Source organism: Bacillus cereus group sp. BfR-BA-01356 (genome assembly GCF_022663635.1).
GTDB lineage: Bacteria > Bacillota > Bacilli > Bacillales > Bacillaceae_G > Bacillus_A > Bacillus_A cereus.
Map to the genome: position 1 here is coordinate 15,250 of NZ_JAKUFX010000052.1, position 20,464 is coordinate 35,713.

The following is a 20,464-nucleotide window of genomic DNA, read 5'->3' on the forward strand; positions in this document are numbered from 1 at the left end:
CACAATATATCAACGATTTTCTCAATATATCTATCACAACTCACAATATATCAACGATTTTTCCAATATATCGATCGGTCGACAATATCTGACACTACCTCACTCCAATCACTCACAGCATATCCTAGAAAAACACCTTCAGCAAAAACTTAAAATCGTATTTCCTCATAAAAAAACCATAACCCGCTCCTCCAGCAAAGTTATGGTTTTTAACCCTGCAATGCCACTCTATCTATAACTTTGCTGTGAATTCCACAAAATCCATTTGTACTTATACCAACTTTCACTTTTTTCACACTGAAACTATATCCGTTAAAATCGTTTCATACCGTTATTACTTCCGCATAGCTACAATTTATATAATAACGGTACAGTACAAATAACGTGCTGAATCACTAAGTATGGGGGAATAACGATGAACGAAGCGTTACTATTAGTAGACATACAAAATGATTACTTTGAAGGCGGCAATATGGAATTACATCAACCTGAAAAAGCCGCACAAAAAGCGAAAGAAGTTTTGAAAGTATTTCGCGAAAAACAGAAAACAGTTATTCACGTACAACATATCGCGAACAATGAAGGAGCTACTTTCTTCTTACCTGATACAGTAGGTGTTCAAATTCATGATGATGTACAACCGATTGCTAAGGAAAGAGTCATTCAAAAACATCATCCTAACAGTTTTTTAAGAACAAATTTATTAGGAACATTAAAGACAGAAAAAATAGACCTACTAGTCATTTGCGGTATGATGACTCATGTATGTATTGATGCAACAGTGCGCGCTGCCAGTGACTTCGGATTTCAATGTATTGTAATTGAAGATGCTTGTACAACAAAAGATTTAGAATTCCAAGGAAATCTAATCCCCGCAGTACACGCTCATCAATCGTTCATGAGTGCATTAGAGTTTGGTGATATTTATGCAACAGTCATGTCAGCAAACTGTTTTATAACCAAAAGCAAATAAAGAATTACAGTTCCATATGAAAAAAGAAAGGATAAGTATCTTATTCTTTCTTTTTTTCCATCGTCTTAATGACAGTATTTATACGATAATCACCATAATGTAAAACATCTGCAAGAGTCTCTTCTAATTGCTGATGCGAAGATGTGTGAAGAGTCATGACATAGCAACCATCGCCGCTTATACGATACATTTCAGTAATTACGTCCGTTTTTTCAAAAAAGTTTTGAATTTGATTATGATAATGCGGTGCATGCAAAAATAGTGTAACAAAGGTCATAATAGATCCTTCTAGCTTAGCCCTGTCAATATTTATCGTATATTTTTGAATGACACCTGCCTCTTCTAATTTATTAATTCGTTTCCCAACAGCCTGGCCAGTCAAATGTACTATCTCCCCAATTTCCTTCCAGTTCATTCTAGCGTTTTCTTGTAGTAATTGTATAATCTTAAAATCTGTTGAATCAAACATGGACATCCCCTTCCTATACGAAACGAATTCTATAAAATCTTCATTTCTCCTACAGTTTTTCTAAAAAGTTTTGCACTACAATCGATTAGCTCTATTAGCAATTACATTATTATTAGCGGCTTTCCTTCTTCTTTACAATGTATTTTTTGGATTACTCGTAGGCACTACAGCAAGCTAGCGATTTTTTATAAATATGAACATTTTTTAGGAATTAGTTTATCTTTTTTTAATGTTTTATTTAGAGGCAGTTTATAGTCGGGGATTAACATAAGAAACGTAGCAACTAAGTTCATATATGACGCACTGCTACTATAATCGCTAACCGTACTACTTGAAATCATAAAATAAGGAGACGATAAAACATGAACAAAAAAACAAAAGCACTATCATCCGTACTGCTCGGATTCACATTAGTATTAACAGGGTGTGCTGGTACTAAAGCTGAAGAAAATCACGGGAAACAAAAACAAGAACAAGTTGCTAAAGAAACAAAAAAGGAAAATAAATTAACTAAAGGGCAAAAAATGGCTAATATTCTTAGCGAGACAAATTGGCAAGGTACACGAGTGTATGACAAAGATAAGAATGACTTAACAAAAGAGAATGCAAACTTCATTGGTCTTGCAAAATATGATGCGAAGTCAGGCAGATATGAATTTTTTGATGCTAAAACAGGTGCAAGTCGTGGCGATAAAGGAACCTTCTTTGTCACAAATGATGGGAAGAAGAGAATATTAATTTCAGAATCAATGAAGTATCAAGCTGTCGTTGACATGACAAAACTAAATAAAAATGTATTTACTTATAAACGAATGGGGAAAGACGCTAACGGTAAAGATGTAGAAGTTTTCGTTGAACATGTTCCATATAAAGAAAAAGAACTTTCTTTCACTGATCCGGACAAGCAGCTGAACACGACTACAGGAGATATTGTTAAAAACGTTGATGGAGATAAAATTTTAGGCAGTACCCTTTGGCATGGAACAAAGGTATTAGATGAAGCTGGTAACGATGTAACACAGTTTAATTCGAATTTTATAAGCCTAGCAAAATTTGATGACAAATCTAATAAATATGAGTTCTTCAATAGCGAAACAGGTCAAAGCCGCGGTGATTATGGCTACTTCGATGTTGTACACGAAAATAAAATAAGAGCCCATGTTTCCATTGGAAATAATAAATACGGTGCTGCTCTTGAGCTTACTGAACTAAATAAGAATAAATTTACGTATAAAAGAACTGGTAAAGACCAAGCTGGTAAGGATATAACTATATTCGTTGAACATGAGCCTTATAAAGGTGATATGAAACCACAATTTAGCTTTTAAAAACGTTTGATAAAGATCCTGTACTGAGTTGCAGGATCTTTCTTATTATTCGAAACATAAATCATCTATAAACGAAAAGAAGCATAAGGTAACCAAAACGGCATTTTATGCTTCTTCTTACAAATAGGATAAAAATTGAACCTTAACAACCACTACAGCTCATCAATTACTTTCGTTAGCTTTTGAAGCGCTGATAAAAGATTTGTTAATTCTTCAGGTGATAAACTTGCATAATATTTTTCAGAAACCTGTTGCATATATGCGTCCATTTCTTTTTTATATAACAAGCCTTTCTCACCTAATTCAACTGAAAATGCACGTTTATCTTCTGCATGTTGCCTTCTGAAAATATATCCTTCCGTTTCAAGTTTCACTAACTGCTGGCTAATGGCACTTTTCGTCACATTCATTTTTTCAGCTAACTCTTTAGGAGTGGATGATGGGTACCTAATAATTAATGTTAACAACGTATATTGCTGATTATTTAAATTAAAATTCGTATAAGATCTTTCTTTCGTTTCAAGTAATATCCATAGTTCTTCAAGTGTTTGATTGATTTCCTCAGCTATATTTTTATTTATCATACTTCTCTCTCACCTTTTCTTCTCCAATTTTTCGGGTTTAAATACTTTTTATATTTTGCCACCACTTCTTTCCCAACAAAGACAGCACCTATCAAAAATAGAATTTCTCCTATTACTATACACCCTGGAATGACAACGGTCTTTACCTGCGTCGACAGTGAAGTAAATGGTATGATTAAAGCACTTCCCCAAAGTAGAACATATATGATTAGAAGCCCTATTCCAACTTTAAAAAGCAATGGCTTTTTTTGTTTATTTTCGTTTGAAATTATTTCTTTTTCCATTTTAAAACCTCCGAATGTATTTTGATTTAGTTTACTTAACTAAACTATATATCAAGATTGATTTGATTGCAAGACTTTAAAATGTATTCACTAAAATTGCGTTTACTTGAATTCCAACCACATATTTTGAAAATAATTTTATTTGTATTCCTAAAAAAACACACCTCTTCCGTGGAAAAAGTGTTTTTTTATACTTAATGACTAATACTAGCTGTTGGATATAATGTTGTTCCTCCAATTGAAACTTTTATTTCATTTGTTAATGGAACATTTTGTTCATTAATAATTGTTCTCCACCATTCCCATGCAAGACCTGTACATTCTCTTGCTACAATTTTTATATTTTTTGAGTTCGGTGGAAGAGGGATAACTGTAGAGTAATGAGCCGTTTTGTCTTTTCCGCTACCATCCCACGTTTTATGTGTTAGTACTTCGTTACCCTTTTGGTCAAATGTGAATTCATCCCAAGATACATCAAATTGAGCAACGTAAGCACCGTAATGATCAAGTGTCATTTTAGCACTTGAATATTCTGTAGTTGTCGTCTCAATATAATCTGTATTGTTATGAACAGCAGCAGTTGCATTATCTTTTAAGAAAGTACTTGTATATGAAATTGGGTATGCTGGATTTTTAAGACTTAATTCAGCATTATCTTTAATGATATTTCGGATTTCATTGAAATCTTTAGTAACAACCTTGTTATGCTCTTTCGCATCTCCGCCTAATACTACAGCAGTAAAGGTACTTTCTTCAAAAATATCTTTATACTGTCCACTTGTTTCAACGCTGTTATCCTTAAGTAAGGCTTTAAAAGCAGCTTGTACATTTTTGCTCTTAGATGTTGTTTCTAATTTTACATAAATTGTTCTACCATAAGCTACATTTGAAACCATAACAGGTGGAGCCGAATTACTTACGCCTTTTCGAGTTAATTCATCAAAAGTAACACTATTATCAAAAAGGTCGGATGGATTGTTAGGTAGTTCAGCACTTACCGTATAAAATATTTGCTTATATGCGGCAACCATCACTTTTTTCTCTCCATTTGCAACTGCATTAAAATCAATGTTTAGACTGTTATCAAGATATTTAGCGTTAACATTAAGAGCACTTGCGATTTGCGATTTACTATAAACCATGGATTCCGTATACTGCATTCTTGCAGGCAACGTATGTGTTGTAGAATACTTTTCATTCCAAGTAGACACTAAATCGTCTACTGCTCCAGCTACATTACCATATGTCGGATTTTGGACAGTGATTGTATTTTCTTTTCTCATGCCCGGTAAGTCTATACTAATATTCAAAGGCTTTCTTTTAGCCACTAATAAACTTGGCTGATTGTCTGCAAAAGCTTTATTTGCAAGTTGTACAGCTCCTGGATACGTGCGATTCACTACAGAATCAATAATTGAAATATCGACTGGTGACGTTGTAAGTGATTTTTTTTCGCGTTCTACTACTACAAATTTACCATTTGAATTGATACTTTCTTTCGGAACAAAACTCTCTACTTTATCACCATTTACAGCTAAAACCTCTTGATTATTATATTTAAGATTTGCTATACCAGTATCAATGCCACTAGCATTTTTGGTTACATCAGTTGCATTACTTGCTTGTGTTTCTGCGAAGGAAATAGATGAGTAATTAATAGTGCATAGACTAACTAATAAACATGCAAGGAACTTTCTTCTTTTAGTGTTTTTCTTAATATTCAGAAAAATCACCCCGTTCTTTTTTTAGTAAAATATAATAATGATTGCTAACTAATAAATTTACATAAATGTTTTTAAAAGTTCTTGAATTAAAGGGATTACGCCACCTACAAATTTTAAAACTGCCATTGCGATTTCCATATTATTTCCTCCTTTTTATTGCTACGAAATTTTGATTTATCTTTATGCCCTCATTATAGTGACCCCTTACACTTTTATCAATACACTCTGATATGCAATATTACATATAAAAAACCAAGCTGAATTCTTTTAAAAAGTTATACAGAGATATTTTTTCGTTTGGTACATACTTGAAAAGGTGAAGCATTCTTTTGCATTTTATGAGTAATCACATAAAAAAAGCTGCTGCCTATAAAATATAGACAGCAACTTCAACTAGAGTAGCTTGCATAATCTACGCAAGATATTTTATAACTAATAAACTGCGATCGGCCCATAAGGACCATTAATAATTTCTATTTTTGTTTCAAAAATATCTGTCAAAAGTGTTGGGTCCATAACTTCTTCTACTGTTCCAAAAGCAGCAATTTGTCCATCTTTCATAGCACAAATTTTATCCGAGTATTTAGCTGCAAAATTTATGTCATGCATGACAGTCAAAATTGTTCGTCCAAATTCATTAGCTGCACGTCTCAAATGCTCCATCATTTGAACAGAACGAGCAACATCAAGGTTGTTCAGAGGTTCGTCCAAAAGTACATATTCCGTCTCTTGGCACAATACCATCGCTACATATGCCCTTTGTCTTTGACCACCAGAAAGCTCATCTAAATATCTATTCTCTAAACTAGTTAAATCTAAGAAATCGATATATTTAGAGATGATAGCCTCATCTTCTTTAGTCAATCTTCCCTTTGAATAAGGAAAGCGCCCAAATCCAACTAGTTGTCTCACAGTAAGCCTAGTTACAAAATGATTTTCTTGTCGCAATATAGTCAAAACTTTTGCTAAATCTTTTGATTTGGATTCAGAAACATCCATATTTGCTACCTGAATTTGGCCTTCATCCATATCTAAAAGTCTGCCAATCATCAAAAGTGTCGTTGACTTTCCAGCACCATTTGGTCCAATTAAAGAAGTAAAGCCTGCTTTTGGTATTTCAATATCCAAAGGTCCTATTTTTACCTTATCAGTATAGAACTTTTTAACATTATCAATTTTTATCATAAAGCCCTCTTCCTTAAAACTATAGTTAAGAATATGATTCCACCAAATAATTCAATAATAACTGAAACTACACCTTGAGCATGGAATACATGATACATTAAAAAGTATGCACTCGTCATTATTAAAAATCCTATAGCAAAAGCCATCGGAAAAATATATCTATGATCATAAGTTGACGCTGCCTGATAACTCAAAGTTGCCACTAAAAAGCCGTAGAAAGTAAGTGGCCCAATTAGAGCTGTTGAAATGGACATTAAAATAGCTACTAATACAAGCGTATAAATTACACTAGGTTGGTATTTAACTCCAAAAGAAGTAGCGACATCTTTTCCTAGTGATAAAACATTCAAATTCTTAGAATGAGCAAAAATTAATACCGCTACAATTATGATCATAGGAATTACAATAGGAAAATATGCAGGATCTGCATGATTAACAGAACCAAATAGTCTTGCTTGTAAAATATCAAATTCTGAAGGCGCAAGTAGTTTTCTCATGAAAGTTGACACAGAATTTAGCCCGGTACCAATAATAATTCCAACTAAAAGCATAAGTTGTAAATTCCCGTATTTACCGGAAAGTAACCATCCATAAAGTATCAAACTCATGAAGACCATAACAACAACTTGGAATAAAAATGAGCCAATTCCATTAAAATTTATTAACGCACTAGCACCAAAGAAGAATACTGTACTCGTTTGAATTGCTGAATAAAGTGATTCGAAACCTAAAAGTGAAGGAGTAATAATTTTATTATTCGTAATAGATTGGAAAGCAACTGTCGACAAGCTATGGCAAACCGCAGCAATAATCATTGCAACAATAGCTACTATCCTTCTCTTAACAACTGGGATAAAAGAAGGTGAATCTATCGGAACTGGATTGTTATACACTAAAAGTCCATATGAAGAAAGAAGACCTAAAGCAATCAATGTTATCAGTAAAATCCAATAACGTCTTGCTTCCTTCTTAGACCGAAAAGCGCTAGCTGATCTACTTTCATTATGAAGGCTAGAATCGATTTCGACATTTTCTTTTTTTCTATATTCTAATGTGATCATCGTAGCCTCCTTGGTTTTCTTTGTCTCAATAAAATAGTAATAAACACGACTGCTCCCACTGTTGCAAGTATTAAAGAAACAGGTAATTCAAAAGGCTGTATAATTGTTCGAGAAATGATGTCACAGGCAGTTATTGATCCCATTCCGATCACACAAACCCAAGGTAAATTACTCCTAAGATCATCACCTTTAAACATTGAAACGATATTTGGCACAATTAATCCTAAGAAAGGTAAGTGTCCAATAACTGCTGCAACAATTCCAACTGCAACAGAGATAAGAGCAGTCCCAAAAAGAACAATTCTATTGTAATTAACTCCAAGACTTGTTGCGACATCTTCTCCTAGTCCAGCTAAAGTCAATCTATTAGCATACATAAAAATAAGAAAAGTAATGATAACAATCAGCCATAAATATTCATATCTTCCCACCTGAATGTTAGCAAATGAACCTACAAACCAAGTTTCAATACTTTGCGTCTTTTGAAAAAGGAGTCCTAAAAAAGTAGACACTGCAGAAATTACTGCTCCAAGCATCAATCCAATAATCGGAACAATTAAAGACGAACGAAGCTTAACTCTTCTTAAAAATAGAAAGAAAATCATAGTTCCTATAAAAGAAAAAATGATTGCACCAGTCATTCTTTGAACTAAAGTCGGGGCAGGAAATAATAAATACACAAAAAGCAGGCCTAAGCCTGACCATTCAATAGTCCCCGTTGTAGTAGGTTCAACAAAGCGATTCTGTGTAATGAGTTGCATTACGAGCCCTGCCATCGCCATCGCAGCTCCAGTAAGCATTAATGCAGCTGTTCTCGGAACACGAGTTATGAAAAACATCTCTGTCCCGTCCTCTTGTCCACGTATATCATAAACTCCAGTAAACAGTGATATAATCCCTAAAATTATAACAACTATAACTGCTATTATAAAAGGTTTTGTCCATATTTTATTTTGATTATAAAACTGGGGTTGAGAAATATTCTCAACCCTAGAAATCATATTTTTTGACACTGTTTCGTACCCCTTTACACTACTTAGCTAAAGTTTTTGCCATATTTCCAAATAACTCTATATAAGTTTGAATTGATTCATTTGTGTAAGTATCTTCTGGTGCATAAATAACTTGTTTTTTAGAAACAGCAGTTGTGTTTTGAAGAGCAGGTGATTTAGAAATAACATCCTTAGCAGGTGTTGACTTAGCTGCATCAGATGTTGCAGCATCACGATCTAATACGAAAAGCCAATCAGGATTTGTTTGTGCAATAGCTTCAACAGAAACGTCATCACCTTTATGACCTGCAGTAGAATTCGAAACTTCTAATGCTGGAGTCCAACCGAAAATTTCATACATTGGTCCCCAAACGCGACCAGAGTGCGGCGCAGCAAAGCCAATATTACCACCAGTAACAATAACACTCATAACTTTATCTTTTCCGTTATAAGCAGATTTTGCTTTTTCAATAGATTTATCAAAATCAGCTACTAATTGTTTAGCTTCTTTATCTTTATTAAAGATTTTTCCTAAAGTAATTGTAGAATCTTTAAGTCCTTTTACTAAGTTTTCGCCAGGCTTAGTAGCTTTCTCAGAAACATCAAAATTAAGATCAATAACTGCTGCATTTGGTACTAATTTTTTGATTTCTTCGTAATGGTCAGCAAATCTTTGACCAACGATTACAAGGTCAGGGTTTGCCGCTGCAATAATTTCTAGATTTGGTTCACGGTGATTCCCAATATTTTGAACTTTTTCATCCTTTTTATATGCTGAATCAGCAGGCATGATATCCTTTGGAGCAGCCGCTAATTTAATTCCCCAATCAGATAAGGTTTCAAAAGTTCTGTTATCCAAAGCAACTACATTCTTTGGGTTTACAGGTACTTTAACAGTTCCATGAGCATCAGTGATTTCAACCGTTTTTGGCTTATCACTACCATTATCTTTATTATTAGCCTTCGAAGTTTCTTTACTTGAATCTGAGCAAGCTACTAACATTAAAGTGAAAACTGCTAGAATACTCACTAATTTTAAAAGCATAGATTTTTTCATATGTATACTCCTTATAGTGTGATTTATTTCGAAAATGATGACATCCATAGATTGAATTAGAAGGTAACTTTTATTCAATTGAATCGCTATTGATAATCATTTTCATTTGAACATCCTGTTAATTAGTATAGTCATTAATTCTGTGAAAATCTTGTGAATGGTGTGAATTCATAAAATCAGGCATAAAAAGTAATATGTGACGTCAGGCGTGTTGATTAACCATGATTTCCTCTACAAAACACGCTCATTAATAGCTAATATTTTCGTAATCCATTTTTTCACGTCTTTTAATACTTCTAAGAAACTATTTGATTATCATATTTAATAAAAAAATGAGTAAAACTGAATGTAATAGTTTTACTCGTTTTCTATTACCTTATTTTATCATTCAATCATTGAATAGCCTCTGCCGTGTATCGTTTGAATATATCTGTCTTTCTTCTCGCACTTTAACTTTTTTCTTACATACCCAATATATAAGTCTACTACATTTGGATTTACTACTACGTTATATCCCCATACTTGATTCAAAAGCATTTCACGGCTCAATATTGTGTTTTTATTCTTGATTAAAAATACAAGTAAATCGTACTCTCGCTTAGTAAGCGACAGGTTTTCGCCACCTTTTTTCACAATATTGCTTGATGCATCAACAAAGAGATCTTTAAACTGAAAAAAGTTTATCTCCTTTTGCTGGTTACAATCACTTCTCCTTAAAATTGCTTGAACCCTTGCTACTAATTCTTCTTTCGCAAATGGTTTTCTGATATAATCATCTGCTCCTGCTTGTAACCCTGCTACGCAATCCTTGCTAGAAACATTGTCGGTCACAATAATGATCGGTGTCGTTTTAACTAATCGTATTTGTCTACAAATTTCTGGTCCGGATATACTTAATGAATCCCAATCCAATATGATAATATCCCAATCTTGTTCATATATTATATTTAAACCTTCGTTTTCATTGTGAAGTTTTAAAATGAAATAGCCTTCTTGCGTTAGACCGCTTACGATTTTCTTCGCTAAAGACCGTTCATTCTTAATTACTAAAACCTGCTTCACCGATGGTTCACCTCTACTTCAATATAACTTAGTTAGATAAAAAATTATCCCCAAAAAACAATTTAAGATTTATAAATTTAAAACTCCTAAATAATCCATTAAAACAGTTTATTAGGAGAACTCTATATAATCTTACAATAGGTATGGATAAAAACACAAAACATATAGAGATTTGAATAAAGTGAAATTTTAATGAGATCTCACCAATTGGGCGTTTACGGTCAGCTATAGTATCTATCTGCTTATCATCAATAACTAGTTCTTCATTTTCTGTTTCAGAGGTACCGCCCGATTCCCATCAACTTAAGCATTTTATAAAACCACAAAATGAAAAAACGGTATTCTTTCTATTACTTTAAATCTAGAAAACAAATCACTTCAATGTTTTCTGAATATTATGGGAGGATGTAAATACTGTGAACACTGTATATTTAGTGTTTAGTTGACCTTATAATAAAAAAAAGCGCGCTAAATTGAATTGAAAGGTGCAAAAACATGATTACAAATCAACAATTAGTAATAAACAATTTGGAAGAAAAATTAAAAGTATTTACTCATACAGTTAGTGGAAAACTTACAAAGGAAGAAGATTTCATCATAGCAAATACAGAAATTCCTACTGATACATTCAATGTTGTATTGCCGAAATCTCCAAATATCAAAAATGCAGTTAAGATTAGACATGGAATCGATAATTTTTCATATAAAAAATATCCCTTTAGTATTTGGATTGATGCTCAGTATTTAACTGAGGATTGGACAAAACTTATGCAAGAATATGACCTAAAAGAAGCGGAACGTAATGTAATGATGAAACTTGACAATACTCTTAATGTTGATCAAAGAATTTCCCATCAACTTATGATTACTAATGTGAAAAATAATGAAGAACTTTTAAAATATATAGACGTATTCATGAGCTTATTTGAGGGTACACCAGAAAAAGATGCATTAGAAAGTTATTTTAATAAGTTTTCACAAGTAAAATTAGGTTCAGAAGTTCAAATGTTTATTGGATGCATAGATGACATGCCTGTAACTACTGGTTTATTAATAGAAAGCAAAGATAGTTATGGTATTTATGATGTGATGACAAAAGAAACATTTAGAGGTAAAGGAATTGGCAGTGAAATGTTTCAATTTCTTCTAAATCAAACAACAGATAAACAAAAACCAGTTGTATTACAGGCTTCAGATGATGGGAAAAATATCTATAAGCGATTTGGATTTATAGATGTCGGAGAAATGGTTGTATTTGAATAAAAGGTTTTCTTATTAAGTTATAGGGTGGAATTGTTGAGCAATATAGATAGGAAATGATCCAACTTTTTATAAAAGAATAAACCAATTGAAAATATTAAGGGCGTGTTTTGAACAAACTTTTTTCAAAACACGCTTTTTTCTTTTTGTTTGTTTATCAAGGTTATTTGCTTAACTTGAACAAACTTTATTCTAAAACAACATGAATTATTAATTAATATCACTTTGAAGAAGCATATCTTTACATAACAAAAAAGAAGCATAAACCTGCACATCATGCAAAGTTATGCTTCCTGTTATACAAAATAAAAAAACCACCAAATATGTATTGGTGGAGACGGTGGGAGTCGAACCCACGTCCAAAAATATCGGCACTTAAGCTTCTACGAGTGTAGTCGATATATTAGCATTTCGCGAACTCTTCGGCCTATCGACAGGCTTCCAAGTTGCTAGTCTGGTTGTTCTCTTCCTTTGTCCTCAGACGGCGAACTCCGGCGTAGTCCACTTAGTTTGAGTCCCTTACCCTACCACATGGACGATGGAGGGAGGAACCTTTAGTGCAATTAAGCAGCTAAAGAAAGATTGTTTTGTTTGCCAATTATAGGCTTTGACGTTTTAACGAGGCCGATCCCCTCGACTCGCAACCTAAGCTCGAACTATCCCTGTCGAATCCGTAACGTCCCCATGATAAAAATGGAGCATACGAAGAAAATATCGTGATAGCTACTAAGAGCTGTTTTTCAATGTGCAACAACCTTACATAAGTTATTATATCATACGCGCGCCGTTTTACAAATATAAATATCTGTATTACATCTTTTGGCGATCACGGAACACGCGTGCAATTTCACGTTTTGCTTCTTTCTCTTTTAAATCGTGACGTTTATCGTATTGTTTCTTACCTTTTGCTAAACCAAGTGCCATTTTTGCAAATCCATTTTTCAAATAGATTCTAAGTGGAACTAATGCGTAACCTGTTTCTTTTGCAGCGCCCGCTAGCTTATCAATTTCTTTTTTATGAAGAAGTAATTTTCTCGTACGAAGTGGATCATGGTTGAAACGATTCCCTTGTTCGTATGTATTAATGTGCATATTATGAACCCATACTTCACCATTATGTACACGTGCAAACGCATCTTTCAAGTTCACGCGACCAGCGCGAATCGACTTAATTTCCGTTCCTTGAAGGACAAGCCCTGCTTCGTATGTTTCTTCGATGAAATAATCATGAAACGCTTTTTTATTTTGTGCAATAACCTTACCTGTACCTTTTGGCATATAACGTCCCTCCTCTATTTTTACTATTGTAACAAATGTTAATAAAAAGCGAAAGTGGCTCGCTCTCAAGCCACGAAGAAAAAAGAAAACGGCCCCGCTTTTCATCAAAGCGAAGCCACTCTTTTCTTACTTACGCTTTTTCTTTTTCTTCTTGAATCCTGGTACGTTTTCGAAGAATGCTTTTTTCTTCTTACCGTTACCATCTTTTTTTCCTGGCTGGCTAGCAGAAGCGGATGCGGATGCAGATCCTCTTCCTTTTCCTTTACCACCACGGTCAAATTTTCTACCTGTGCCACGGTCACCGCCGCGCTCATTACTGCGCTCGCTACGTCCACCGCGTTTCTTTCTGCCTGTTCTTGGCTGCTCGATAACGACTGGACGATCTTTGAACTTACGGCGAGGTGTGCCTTTCATGCCAACGATTTCAAAGTCGATTGCACGCTCGTCTTTGTTTACGTTAATAACGCGAATTGTAATTTCGTCACCGATGCGGAATACGTTTCCTGTACGTTCTCCAATCATAGCGAAATGTTGCTCGTCATAACGGTAGTAATCATCCGTTAAATAACTAACGTGTACAAGACCTTCAATTGTATTTGGAAGCTCTACGAATAAACCGAAGTTTGTTACAGAGCTAATCATACCGTCATACTCTTCACCGATCTTATCAACCATATACTCTGCTTTTTTCATCTCATCTGTTTCACGCTCTGCTTCAACAGCACGACGTTCCATATTAGAAGAATGCTCTGCAATCTCAGGTAATTTTTCACGCCATTTTGCTTGCGTTTCGTTGTCGACTTTACCGTTAATAATGTATTCACGAATTAATCTATGAACGATTGTATCCGGGTAACGACGAATTGGTGATGTGAAATGCGTGTAGAACTCAGTTGATAAACCGAAATGTCCTAAGCTATCCGCATCGTAACGCGCTTGCTTCATAGAACGAAGCATTACTGTTGAAATAACTACTTCTTCTGGCTGCCCTTGAACCATTTCAAGAATTTGTTGCAGCGCACGAGGATGTACTTCATTCGCACGTCCTTTTACCGCATATCCGAAGTTCGTTACAAACTCGAAGAAACGCTCTAACTTATCTTCTTTCGGATCTTCATGGACACGGTACATGAATGGTACGTTCATCCAGTGGAAGTGCTCTGCTACTGTTTCATTCGCAACAAGCATAAATTCTTCAATTAACTTCTCTGATACAGAACGATCGCGCATGACAACGTCTGTCGGTTTTCCTTCTTCATCCACTAATACTTTCGCTTCTTTAAAGTCAAAGTCAATTGCACCACGGCGCATACGTTTTTCACGTAAAATTTGTGCCAATTGCCCCATCTCTTTAAACATCGGTACGAGCGGCTCATAACGCTTAATTAACTCTTCGTCCTCATCTTCTAAAATGCTTCTTACGTCAGCATAAGTCATACGCTCTGTCGTTTTAATCACACTTTGGAAAATCTCGTGTTTAACAACATCACCTAAGTTGTTGATTTCCATTTCACAAGATAATGTCAGACGGTCTACTTTCGGATTTAATGAACAAATACCGTTAGATAGACGGTGTGGAATCATCGGAATTACACGGTCAACAAGATACACACTCGTCGCTCTTTCCGCTGCTTCTACATCAATTGGAGAACCTTCTTGAACGTAATGACTTACATCCGCAATGTGAACGCCTAGCTTGTAGTTACCGTTCTCAAGTTTCGTTACTGTAACAGCATCATCTAAATCTTTTGCGTCTGCACCGTCAATCGTTACGATCATTTGGTCACGTAGATCACGGCGATCTTTTAAATCTTCTTCTGAAATCGTTTCTGGTACACTGTTGGCATGTTCCATCACTTCTTCAGGGAACGCTAAAGGCAAGTGATGTTTATGGATGACAGATAAAATATCTACTCCTGGATCATTTTTATGACCTAGAATTTGAATAACTTCACCTTCCGCACTTAAACGATTCTCTGGATAGCTCGTAATTTTTACAACTACTTTATGGCCTTCTACAGCACCCATTGATGCGCTTTTCAATACGAAAATGTCACTTGTCCAGCGTTTATTGTCAGGTATAACAAATCCAAAGTTTTTCGATTCTGTATATGTACCAACTAGTTCTTTCGTTCCACGTTCTAAAATGCGTACAATAGACCCTTCTTGACGTGAACCACTCGATTGGGAACTAAGGCGTGCTAATACTGTATCGCCATGAAGTGCACCGTTTAACTCTGTAGGCGGGATGAAAAGATCATCATCTCCAGTTTTCTTCTCGTCTGGTACAACGAATGCAAAACCACGTGCATGTCCAATTAACTTACCGCGTATTAAATTCATCTTTTCAGGAAGACCGTAACGGTTGCTACGAGTACGAATAACAAGTCCCTTCTCTTCCATCGTTACAAGTGCCTTTACGAAATCTTTAAAGCCCTCAGAACCTTCAATTCCAAATGCCTCTTCTAACTCTTGTATCGTTAGCGGTTTATACGCTTCTTCTCTCATAAATAATAACAACTTATCAATATGTTCTTGTATGATTTCTTCCAAGCAAAAATACCTCCTTTAAAACCTTATATTATTTAGTGTATCCGAAAGATAGGGGATGTATAAAGCGAAACTTCAATACTCCCCTTATGATTTTTACAGTTTTCACAAAAAATTCCTTATGAAAAAAAGAGGCAACTAGATCTTACCAATCTATTGTACGTAAAACTTTATATTCCTAAACTCGTACAAACCGTATATATTAAGGTGTTTCTTATTATATCTAAAAAAACTAATGGCAACGTTTTTCCGGTTATTCGTTACCAATCTGTTACCGCAATAAATACTAATCAAAATAAAAAAATAAAAGAGCACAGCGCGTTAATAAAGTGTCTCACCACTTGGTTAACCGTCCGCCTAACCACACTAGGCAAACACTTGCTGTAACTCTTTATGTACTTTATTTTACCGTACGTAAGGGTTCTTCCGCAACAGTTTGCTTACATTTTGTGGCATACTGTTGCTTTTTTATTTTCAAAGGAGACGAGCCCTTATGAAAAAGAAACAAGCAATTACCATTCTTGCTAGTATAGAAACATATGAAAACTTAATATCTTTTCAAAATCTCAAGGAGTTAAATGACACTGTACGCACATATAAAGAACAATTTGCTGATCGATTAAATAAAAATCAATTGGCTGTACTCAATCACTTACACACCCATTCTTGTAAATATTTTGGCGTTTCTTTTAAATCCAAAAAAAAGATTGCTGAAGTACTTCATATTAGCCGTAGAACGGTCATTCGTGCATGCCAACACTTAGAATTACTTGGTATCATCAAACAGCTAGAAATGAAACGTAAAAGTGATATGAGACAAACAAGTAACATTATTGTAATCCAGCCACTCATCACAAAAGAAGAGTTTGTCACAGAAGCCCCTACTAAAACTGTGGAAATTTGTCACACCAAGAAAACAACTACAAAAACCTTAAAACAAAAGATAAAAGATATAAATAAACGTAAAGAGGAAGTTTCGCAATCTTTTCAACATGATTTAGACTTCATCGATTATCGTGTGCCACAATCTATGCGTATGGAATTACAAACTGCTTTTTCACCCAATGTGATTAATGAGTCTTTCAAAAATGCCAGAAACATTGCAAAGAAGGCTGCAAAACAATTTAATTTATTAGCAGATACAGATGTATTTCACAACCTTCTTGCAAATGCTTCTTCTGTTTTGTACTTTAAAACACATAAGTACGAGCATAATGGAAAATCGATGAAAAATCCTATTGGATACTTTACTCGAACGTTCAAAAGAATCGTCTATAACTACATTGATAGCTTTAGAGAGATACATAACCTTGCAAGTCGTAAGGCAAATAAATATAATGGACTAGCTTTTTTCAAAGAATTTATTGATGGTTAACTTGTTATGTCTTAACAACCATTTGATTCATGAAATCGTGAATGGATTTAGCTTGAAATATGCGAAAATTTGAAGAGGAGATGTCATACTGGCTATCGGTAATTACCAGAAGAGAAGGGAAGTATTTCGATTTCTTGGGTTGCCATAGTTCTTGCTGCCATTCCAAACTATGAAAGTAAAATTCATATCGGTTTAATTTCTCTTGCATTACTTTCTTACTGTATACCGAATTCTGCACTTCTATGAAAAATGGAGATTGTCGCCAAATTGTAAATATGTCTGGCTCCATATATGCTTTACCATACTTGGGCTCGACTTTAAACAATTTAGGCTTTTCGTACTGAAGAAGTTGCTTATATACATTCACAATAGCAAGGAAGTGCGGAATCTTTTGACTTGTTTTTCGAATCGGACTCGGTTGTGGAAAGTAGATATATGGTTTCTGTAACAAATTTACGTCCACGCTCCCATCTCGCCTTAATCGTTTCATAACCGTATTGCAACTGGTCACAGCTTTCTTAAGTCCTTGGAAATGCAAATCGATAATATCATCTCGTGATAGGCATCTAAAGCGACATAAGTCTTTTATAATCGCTTTATCTCTACTCTTCATGTTCCAACACTCCAAACAAAGGAAGTTCTTGTTGTGGCGAATTCTGAAACGTTATATCTTCTTTGAGTAAACGGTAAGGTTCAACTATTTTCTTTGCTTTATTAAGTTCTAAATAAGGAGCTTGCACTTTCTTTAATCCATTTAACTTTAAAATCATTTGGCCAGATTGCTCTAAGTGTTCTGATCCAGGTGTGCCCATTATATTACTATTAATTGTGTTATCGCATTTAAAGCCCATTCTAACCGTCATATTTAGCTTTAACTTACCATCTAACACCTTTGCATCTGGTCTTTGCATGGATAGCATAAGAAATACACCTAGCGCTCGACCAACTGCCGATATTTTTTCTATTGTCGTCATACATTCTTTTTCATCTTGTAGCATCGCTACTTCATCGATAGCTAACAGAATATAGGGTTTCTGTTTATCAGGATTTAATTTGTTGTACTCATCAATGTGATCCACTTCATATTCTTCCATGAGCTTTCTGCGTTCCCTGATTTCATTCCAAACCTTATGAAGCATGACTTTCATTTCGATTTCTTCCATGCACACTTCTTTCACATGTTTTACTCTACGCAAGAAATGAAATTCAGAGTTTTTCAAGTCGCCTAGGTACAAATATAATTTATCAGGAGGCATGTATTGAATGAGTGTAGAAAGTACAACACGTACCATACTACTTTTTCCGCTACCTGTTTCTCCTGCAATTAGTAAATGGGGTGTATTGGGGTTTACCATATCATAAACAAGCATGTTTCCAAACTGGTCACGCCCTACTATAACAGGAAGACGGCATTCTTTTATGAATGGTTGCCATTGCTTATAACTGTAGTTGTATTGTTTCAAACCACCATCAGAATGAAATACATTGAGCACAAACTTTTTAATATCTCCCTCAATTGCTACATTCCGTCCAAATATTTGTTGAAAGCAAAACCATTTCTTTTCAATCGTCTTTGGATCTAATCCGTTGGGGATAGTAAATACATATTTCACGCTTTCGTTTGAAGAAGAAACAGCATGAACCTTTGGATAAATCGGGATTTTCCCTCCACGTGTTTGATGTTCCGTATATAAACCTGCCTTTTGGAACACCTCAATAATCTGGTGTTTTAAAGACCTCTTATTAAGCCATTCTTTTATGATTCCCATGACAAGCCTCCTAGAACATAATTACAATTCGAACAAATACATAGGTAATGAATCCCACTCCACCAATTTTCACGCCATAATGAATCCCATTGGATAATAATTTAGCCGCTGATACATAATCATTTCGTACAAGATATCTTTCTAACATGACTGCCCCAATTAAAGCCGTTCCCATTATCCCTAATGCCAGATACGTATTTAAAATAGAATCCGACATATGAACAAATGCTAACGGACTTAATGAATGATATCTTTGTATTTTCTGCTCTTTCATTTTGTATGATCCATCCATAAAATCCCGAAAAGGAATAACTTGCTTTCTTGTAAACATAGAATCTACTCCCCGTCATTTATTTCTTATCGTATTCCGCACAAGACTCTGAACAATACTTCTTTCCATTCCATCTCCAAAACAACCAATCGGATAGCAGACATTTACAATACTCACAAGTTTCTTCTGATAATGCCATCTTGATGTTCATTTCTTTCGCCCCTCTATAAACAGAATATAAAACCCAGATAAAATAACGCTTCACACACTCATTACCGTGGTAGAGTTACCTTGATAGGAACCATGGTAGTTACTGTGGTAGAAATCTAAATCTTACCTTGATAACTACCTCGGTAAAATTACCTATTCCTACCTTGATAGCTACTTTGATAACTGAATTTCTTCTTGCCGTGGTAACTACCTTGATACATCATATTGTGGAGAGCTTGGACAATATTCACCATTTTTGGGGTTTTATTTTTAGTGAAAATTGGACATGACTGTATATAATAAATTAATTAATGAGGTGAAAACATGTGGGGTCTTGGTAAAAAACGTACAAAACTAGGAAAATTCTTGGACAAACATGAAATCGAACAAGAATGGCTTATACGAAAATCGGATTTAGGAAGAAATACAATTGGAGAACTAGCTAATAATCCTAATAGATATCCTACACAAAAAACCATGAAGAAAATATTAAAAGTACTTCGAGAATTTGATCCTAAAATAAGAGCTGATGATTTTTGGGATATGTAAACGCAAAAAAGTCCGCCTCCACGAAAGGAAACGGACTTTTAGGTTAACTATTTCAGTTAAGAATGGTTGAATATAAAATATAATATAACAAAAATTATTAGTCAATAGCTGTTTCTATTTTGAATAAATTGTATTTTTTCAAAAGCATATTAAGCACTTTAGAAGCATACATTAAATTGCTCCGGCTATGTTATACAACATGCCAATCTATACAGAAAAAGCATTCCAGACTTCACCACTTTGGGGTGCTTTTTCTCATATTTTAACATTTTACTATATAAAATAAATTAACACGTTCCTCTTTTATAATAAGCATCCTATGTAACCAGAGCACTCCTAAAGAATGCTCTGGTTTTTATTATTCATTTTAATAAAATTATTCTTTTGTATAGTAATACTTTAATCCTTTAGCATCCAACCACGCTGTTGCTTTATCTAGCTCGCTACCTTGACGATAATCCGACTCGAAATAAACAAGCCCCT

General features: G+C 34.5%; 21 protein-coding genes and 1 other RNA gene. 5 read left to right on the plus strand and 17 right to left on the minus strand.

Annotated elements, in window-relative coordinates:
• The first annotated feature begins 415 nt into the window (after positions 1-415).
• Positions 416-973, plus strand: a complete 558-nt coding sequence (locus MR168_RS17790) for a cysteine hydrolase family protein (RefSeq protein ID WP_006918757.1) — start codon at positions 416-418, stop codon at positions 971-973.
• Positions 974-1,013: 40 nt separating this feature from the next.
• Here MR168_RS17790 and MR168_RS17795 read toward each other — a convergent pair whose 3' ends face one another.
• Complete coding sequence (locus MR168_RS17795) at positions 1,014-1,442, minus strand: Lrp/AsnC family transcriptional regulator (protein WP_228497287.1); 429 nt, start codon at positions 1,440-1,442, stop codon at positions 1,014-1,016.
• Positions 1,443-1,804: 362 nt separating this feature from the next.
• On the opposite strand from MR168_RS17795, the gene MR168_RS17800 reads away from it, so the two are divergent.
• Complete coding sequence (locus tag MR168_RS17800; protein ID WP_086412645.1) at positions 1,805-2,770, plus strand: DUF4822 domain-containing protein; 966 nt, start codon at positions 1,805-1,807, stop codon at positions 2,768-2,770.
• Between the two features lie 152 nt (positions 2,771-2,922).
• Here the strand turns inward: MR168_RS17800 and MR168_RS17805 are convergent, their stop codons facing one another.
• The 8 genes from MR168_RS17805 to MR168_RS17840 all read right to left on the minus strand — a co-directional run bounded on the left by MR168_RS17805 (position 2,923) and on the right by MR168_RS17840 (position 10,719).
• A complete protein-coding gene (locus MR168_RS17805) occupies positions 2,923-3,354 on the minus strand; it encodes a MarR family winged helix-turn-helix transcriptional regulator (protein ID WP_000608841.1) in 432 nt (143 codons plus the stop codon).
• The gene (locus tag MR168_RS17810; RefSeq protein ID WP_103597638.1) at positions 3,351-3,638 is read right to left on the minus strand and encodes a transporter suffix domain-containing protein; all 288 of its coding nucleotides are present in this window, start codon (positions 3,636-3,638) and stop codon (positions 3,351-3,353) included. The genes MR168_RS17805 and MR168_RS17810 overlap by 4 nt, the downstream gene beginning before the upstream one ends.
• 194 nt (positions 3,639-3,832) lie before the next feature.
• A complete protein-coding gene (alo, locus tag MR168_RS17815) occupies positions 3,833-5,371 on the minus strand; it encodes an anthrolysin O/cereolysin O family cholesterol-dependent cytolysin Alo (RefSeq protein ID WP_086412644.1) in 1,539 nt (512 codons plus the stop codon).
• A gap of 423 nt (positions 5,372-5,794) precedes the next feature.
• On the minus strand, positions 5,795-6,547 hold the full coding sequence (locus MR168_RS17820) for an iron ABC transporter ATP-binding protein (protein WP_000590061.1): 753 nt from the start codon (positions 6,545-6,547) through the stop codon (positions 5,795-5,797).
• Positions 6,544-7,608, minus strand: a complete 1,065-nt coding sequence (locus MR168_RS17825) for an iron chelate uptake ABC transporter family permease subunit (protein WP_000631245.1) — start codon at positions 7,606-7,608, stop codon at positions 6,544-6,546. The genes MR168_RS17820 and MR168_RS17825 overlap by 4 nt, the downstream gene beginning before the upstream one ends.
• On the minus strand, positions 7,605-8,621 hold the full coding sequence (locus MR168_RS17830; protein ID WP_000042075.1) for an ABC transporter permease: 1,017 nt from the start codon (positions 8,619-8,621) through the stop codon (positions 7,605-7,607). Before MR168_RS17830 ends, MR168_RS17825 begins: the two co-directional genes overlap by 4 nt.
• Positions 8,622-8,640: 19 nt before the next feature.
• The gene (locus MR168_RS17835) at positions 8,641-9,657 is read right to left on the minus strand and encodes a siderophore ABC transporter substrate-binding protein (RefSeq protein WP_000749446.1); all 1,017 of its coding nucleotides are present in this window, start codon (positions 9,655-9,657) and stop codon (positions 8,641-8,643) included.
• A gap of 384 nt (positions 9,658-10,041) precedes the next feature.
• A complete protein-coding gene (locus tag MR168_RS17840; RefSeq protein ID WP_016123738.1) occupies positions 10,042-10,719 on the minus strand; it encodes a response regulator transcription factor in 678 nt (225 codons plus the stop codon).
• A gap of 495 nt (positions 10,720-11,214) precedes the next feature.
• Between MR168_RS17840 and MR168_RS17845 the strand changes: the two genes are divergently transcribed.
• Positions 11,215-11,982 (plus strand): GNAT family N-acetyltransferase, encoded by a 768-nt coding sequence (locus tag MR168_RS17845; RefSeq protein ID WP_016123739.1) that lies wholly within the window; start codon positions 11,215-11,217, stop codon positions 11,980-11,982.
• A gap of 326 nt (positions 11,983-12,308) precedes the next feature.
• Here MR168_RS17845 and ssrA read toward each other — a convergent pair.
• The 3 genes from ssrA to rnr form a co-directional block, all read right to left on the minus strand.
• Positions 12,309-12,663: a transfer-messenger RNA gene (gene ssrA, locus MR168_RS17850) on the minus strand.
• Between the two features lie 126 nt (positions 12,664-12,789).
• Entirely contained in the window at positions 12,790-13,257 is a 468-nt protein-coding gene (gene smpB, locus MR168_RS17855) for an SsrA-binding protein (protein WP_001123920.1), read from the minus strand.
• Positions 13,258-13,383: 126 nt separating this feature from the next.
• Positions 13,384-15,810 carry a ribonuclease R gene (rnr, locus tag MR168_RS17860; RefSeq protein WP_071739841.1) on the minus strand — a complete coding sequence of 809 codons (2,427 nt, stop codon included), beginning with the start codon at positions 15,808-15,810 and terminating at the stop codon, positions 13,384-13,386.
• 490 nt (positions 15,811-16,300) lie between these two features.
• Here rnr and MR168_RS17865 point away from each other — a divergent pair, with 490 nt between their 5' ends.
• Positions 16,301-17,182: a helix-turn-helix domain-containing protein gene (locus tag MR168_RS17865; RefSeq protein WP_086402930.1), complete on the plus strand. Its 882-nt coding sequence runs from the start codon at positions 16,301-16,303 to the stop codon at positions 17,180-17,182.
• A 4-nt stretch (positions 17,183-17,186) separates the two neighbouring features.
• Here the strand turns inward: MR168_RS17865 and MR168_RS17870 are convergent, their stop codons facing one another.
• From MR168_RS17870 to MR168_RS33395, 4 genes are read right to left on the minus strand one after another with little or no spacing between them, the layout of a single operon-like run.
• Positions 17,187-17,795 carry a replication-relaxation family protein gene (locus MR168_RS17870; RefSeq protein WP_000842170.1) on the minus strand — a complete coding sequence of 203 codons (609 nt, stop codon included), beginning with the start codon at positions 17,793-17,795 and terminating at the stop codon, positions 17,187-17,189.
• A complete protein-coding gene (locus MR168_RS17875; protein ID WP_086402929.1) occupies positions 17,785-18,951 on the minus strand; it encodes an FtsK/SpoIIIE domain-containing protein in 1,167 nt (388 codons plus the stop codon). Before MR168_RS17875 ends, MR168_RS17870 begins: the two co-directional genes overlap by 11 nt.
• Positions 18,952-18,961: 10 nt before the next feature.
• A complete protein-coding gene (locus MR168_RS17880) occupies positions 18,962-19,282 on the minus strand; it encodes a hypothetical protein (protein ID WP_000495115.1) in 321 nt (106 codons plus the stop codon).
• 19 nt (positions 19,283-19,301) lie between these two features.
• A complete protein-coding gene (locus MR168_RS33395; RefSeq protein WP_127057661.1) occupies positions 19,302-19,433 on the minus strand; it encodes a hypothetical protein in 132 nt (43 codons plus the stop codon).
• A gap of 323 nt (positions 19,434-19,756) precedes the next feature.
• On the opposite strand from MR168_RS33395, the gene MR168_RS17885 reads away from it, so the two are divergent.
• Complete coding sequence (locus tag MR168_RS17885) at positions 19,757-19,981, plus strand: hypothetical protein (protein WP_000264500.1); 225 nt, start codon at positions 19,757-19,759, stop codon at positions 19,979-19,981.
• Between the two features lie 376 nt (positions 19,982-20,357).
• Here the strand turns inward: MR168_RS17885 and MR168_RS17890 are convergent.
• Positions 20,358-20,464: N-acetylmuramoyl-L-alanine amidase C-terminal domain-containing protein (locus tag MR168_RS17890; RefSeq protein ID WP_282093715.1), on the minus strand; the 107-nt coding region annotated here is incomplete at its 5' end.

Coding starts and splice junctions, on each gene's coding strand:
- MR168_RS17790 (WP_006918757.1), top strand. CDS start 416: ATGAACGAAGCGTTACTATTAGTAGACATACAAAATGATTACTTTGAA.
- MR168_RS17795 (WP_228497287.1), bottom strand. CDS start 1,442: ATGTTTGATTCAACAGATTTTAAGATTATACAATTACTACAAGAAAAC.
- MR168_RS17800 (WP_086412645.1), top strand. CDS start 1,805: ATGAACAAAAAAACAAAAGCACTATCATCCGTACTGCTCGGATTCACA.
- MR168_RS17805 (WP_000608841.1), bottom strand. CDS start 3,354: ATGATAAATAAAAATATAGCTGAGGAAATCAATCAAACACTTGAAGAA.
- MR168_RS17810 (WP_103597638.1), bottom strand. CDS start 3,638: ATGGAAAAAGAAATAATTTCAAACGAAAATAAACAAAAAAAGCCATTG.
- MR168_RS17820 (WP_000590061.1), bottom strand. CDS start 6,547: ATGATAAAAATTGATAATGTTAAAAAGTTCTATACTGATAAGGTAAAA.
- MR168_RS17825 (WP_000631245.1), bottom strand. CDS start 7,608: ATGATCACATTAGAATATAGAAAAAAAGAAAATGTCGAAATCGATTCT.
- MR168_RS17835 (WP_000749446.1), bottom strand. CDS start 9,657: ATGAAAAAATCTATGCTTTTAAAATTAGTGAGTATTCTAGCAGTTTTC.
- MR168_RS17845 (WP_016123739.1), top strand. CDS start 11,215: ATGATTACAAATCAACAATTAGTAATAAACAATTTGGAAGAAAAATTA.
- smpB (WP_001123920.1), bottom strand. CDS start 13,257: ATGCCAAAAGGTACAGGTAAGGTTATTGCACAAAATAAAAAAGCGTTT.
- MR168_RS17865 (WP_086402930.1), top strand. CDS start 16,301: ATGAAAAAGAAACAAGCAATTACCATTCTTGCTAGTATAGAAACATAT.
- MR168_RS17870 (WP_000842170.1), bottom strand. CDS start 17,795: ATGAAGAGTAGAGATAAAGCGATTATAAAAGACTTATGTCGCTTTAGA.
- MR168_RS17875 (WP_086402929.1), bottom strand. CDS start 18,951: ATGGGAATCATAAAAGAATGGCTTAATAAGAGGTCTTTAAAACACCAG.
- MR168_RS17880 (WP_000495115.1), bottom strand. CDS start 19,282: ATGTTTACAAGAAAGCAAGTTATTCCTTTTCGGGATTTTATGGATGGA.
- MR168_RS33395 (WP_127057661.1), bottom strand. CDS start 19,433: ATGAACATCAAGATGGCATTATCAGAAGAAACTTGTGAGTATTGTAAA.
- MR168_RS17885 (WP_000264500.1), top strand. CDS start 19,757: ATGTGGGGTCTTGGTAAAAAACGTACAAAACTAGGAAAATTCTTGGAC.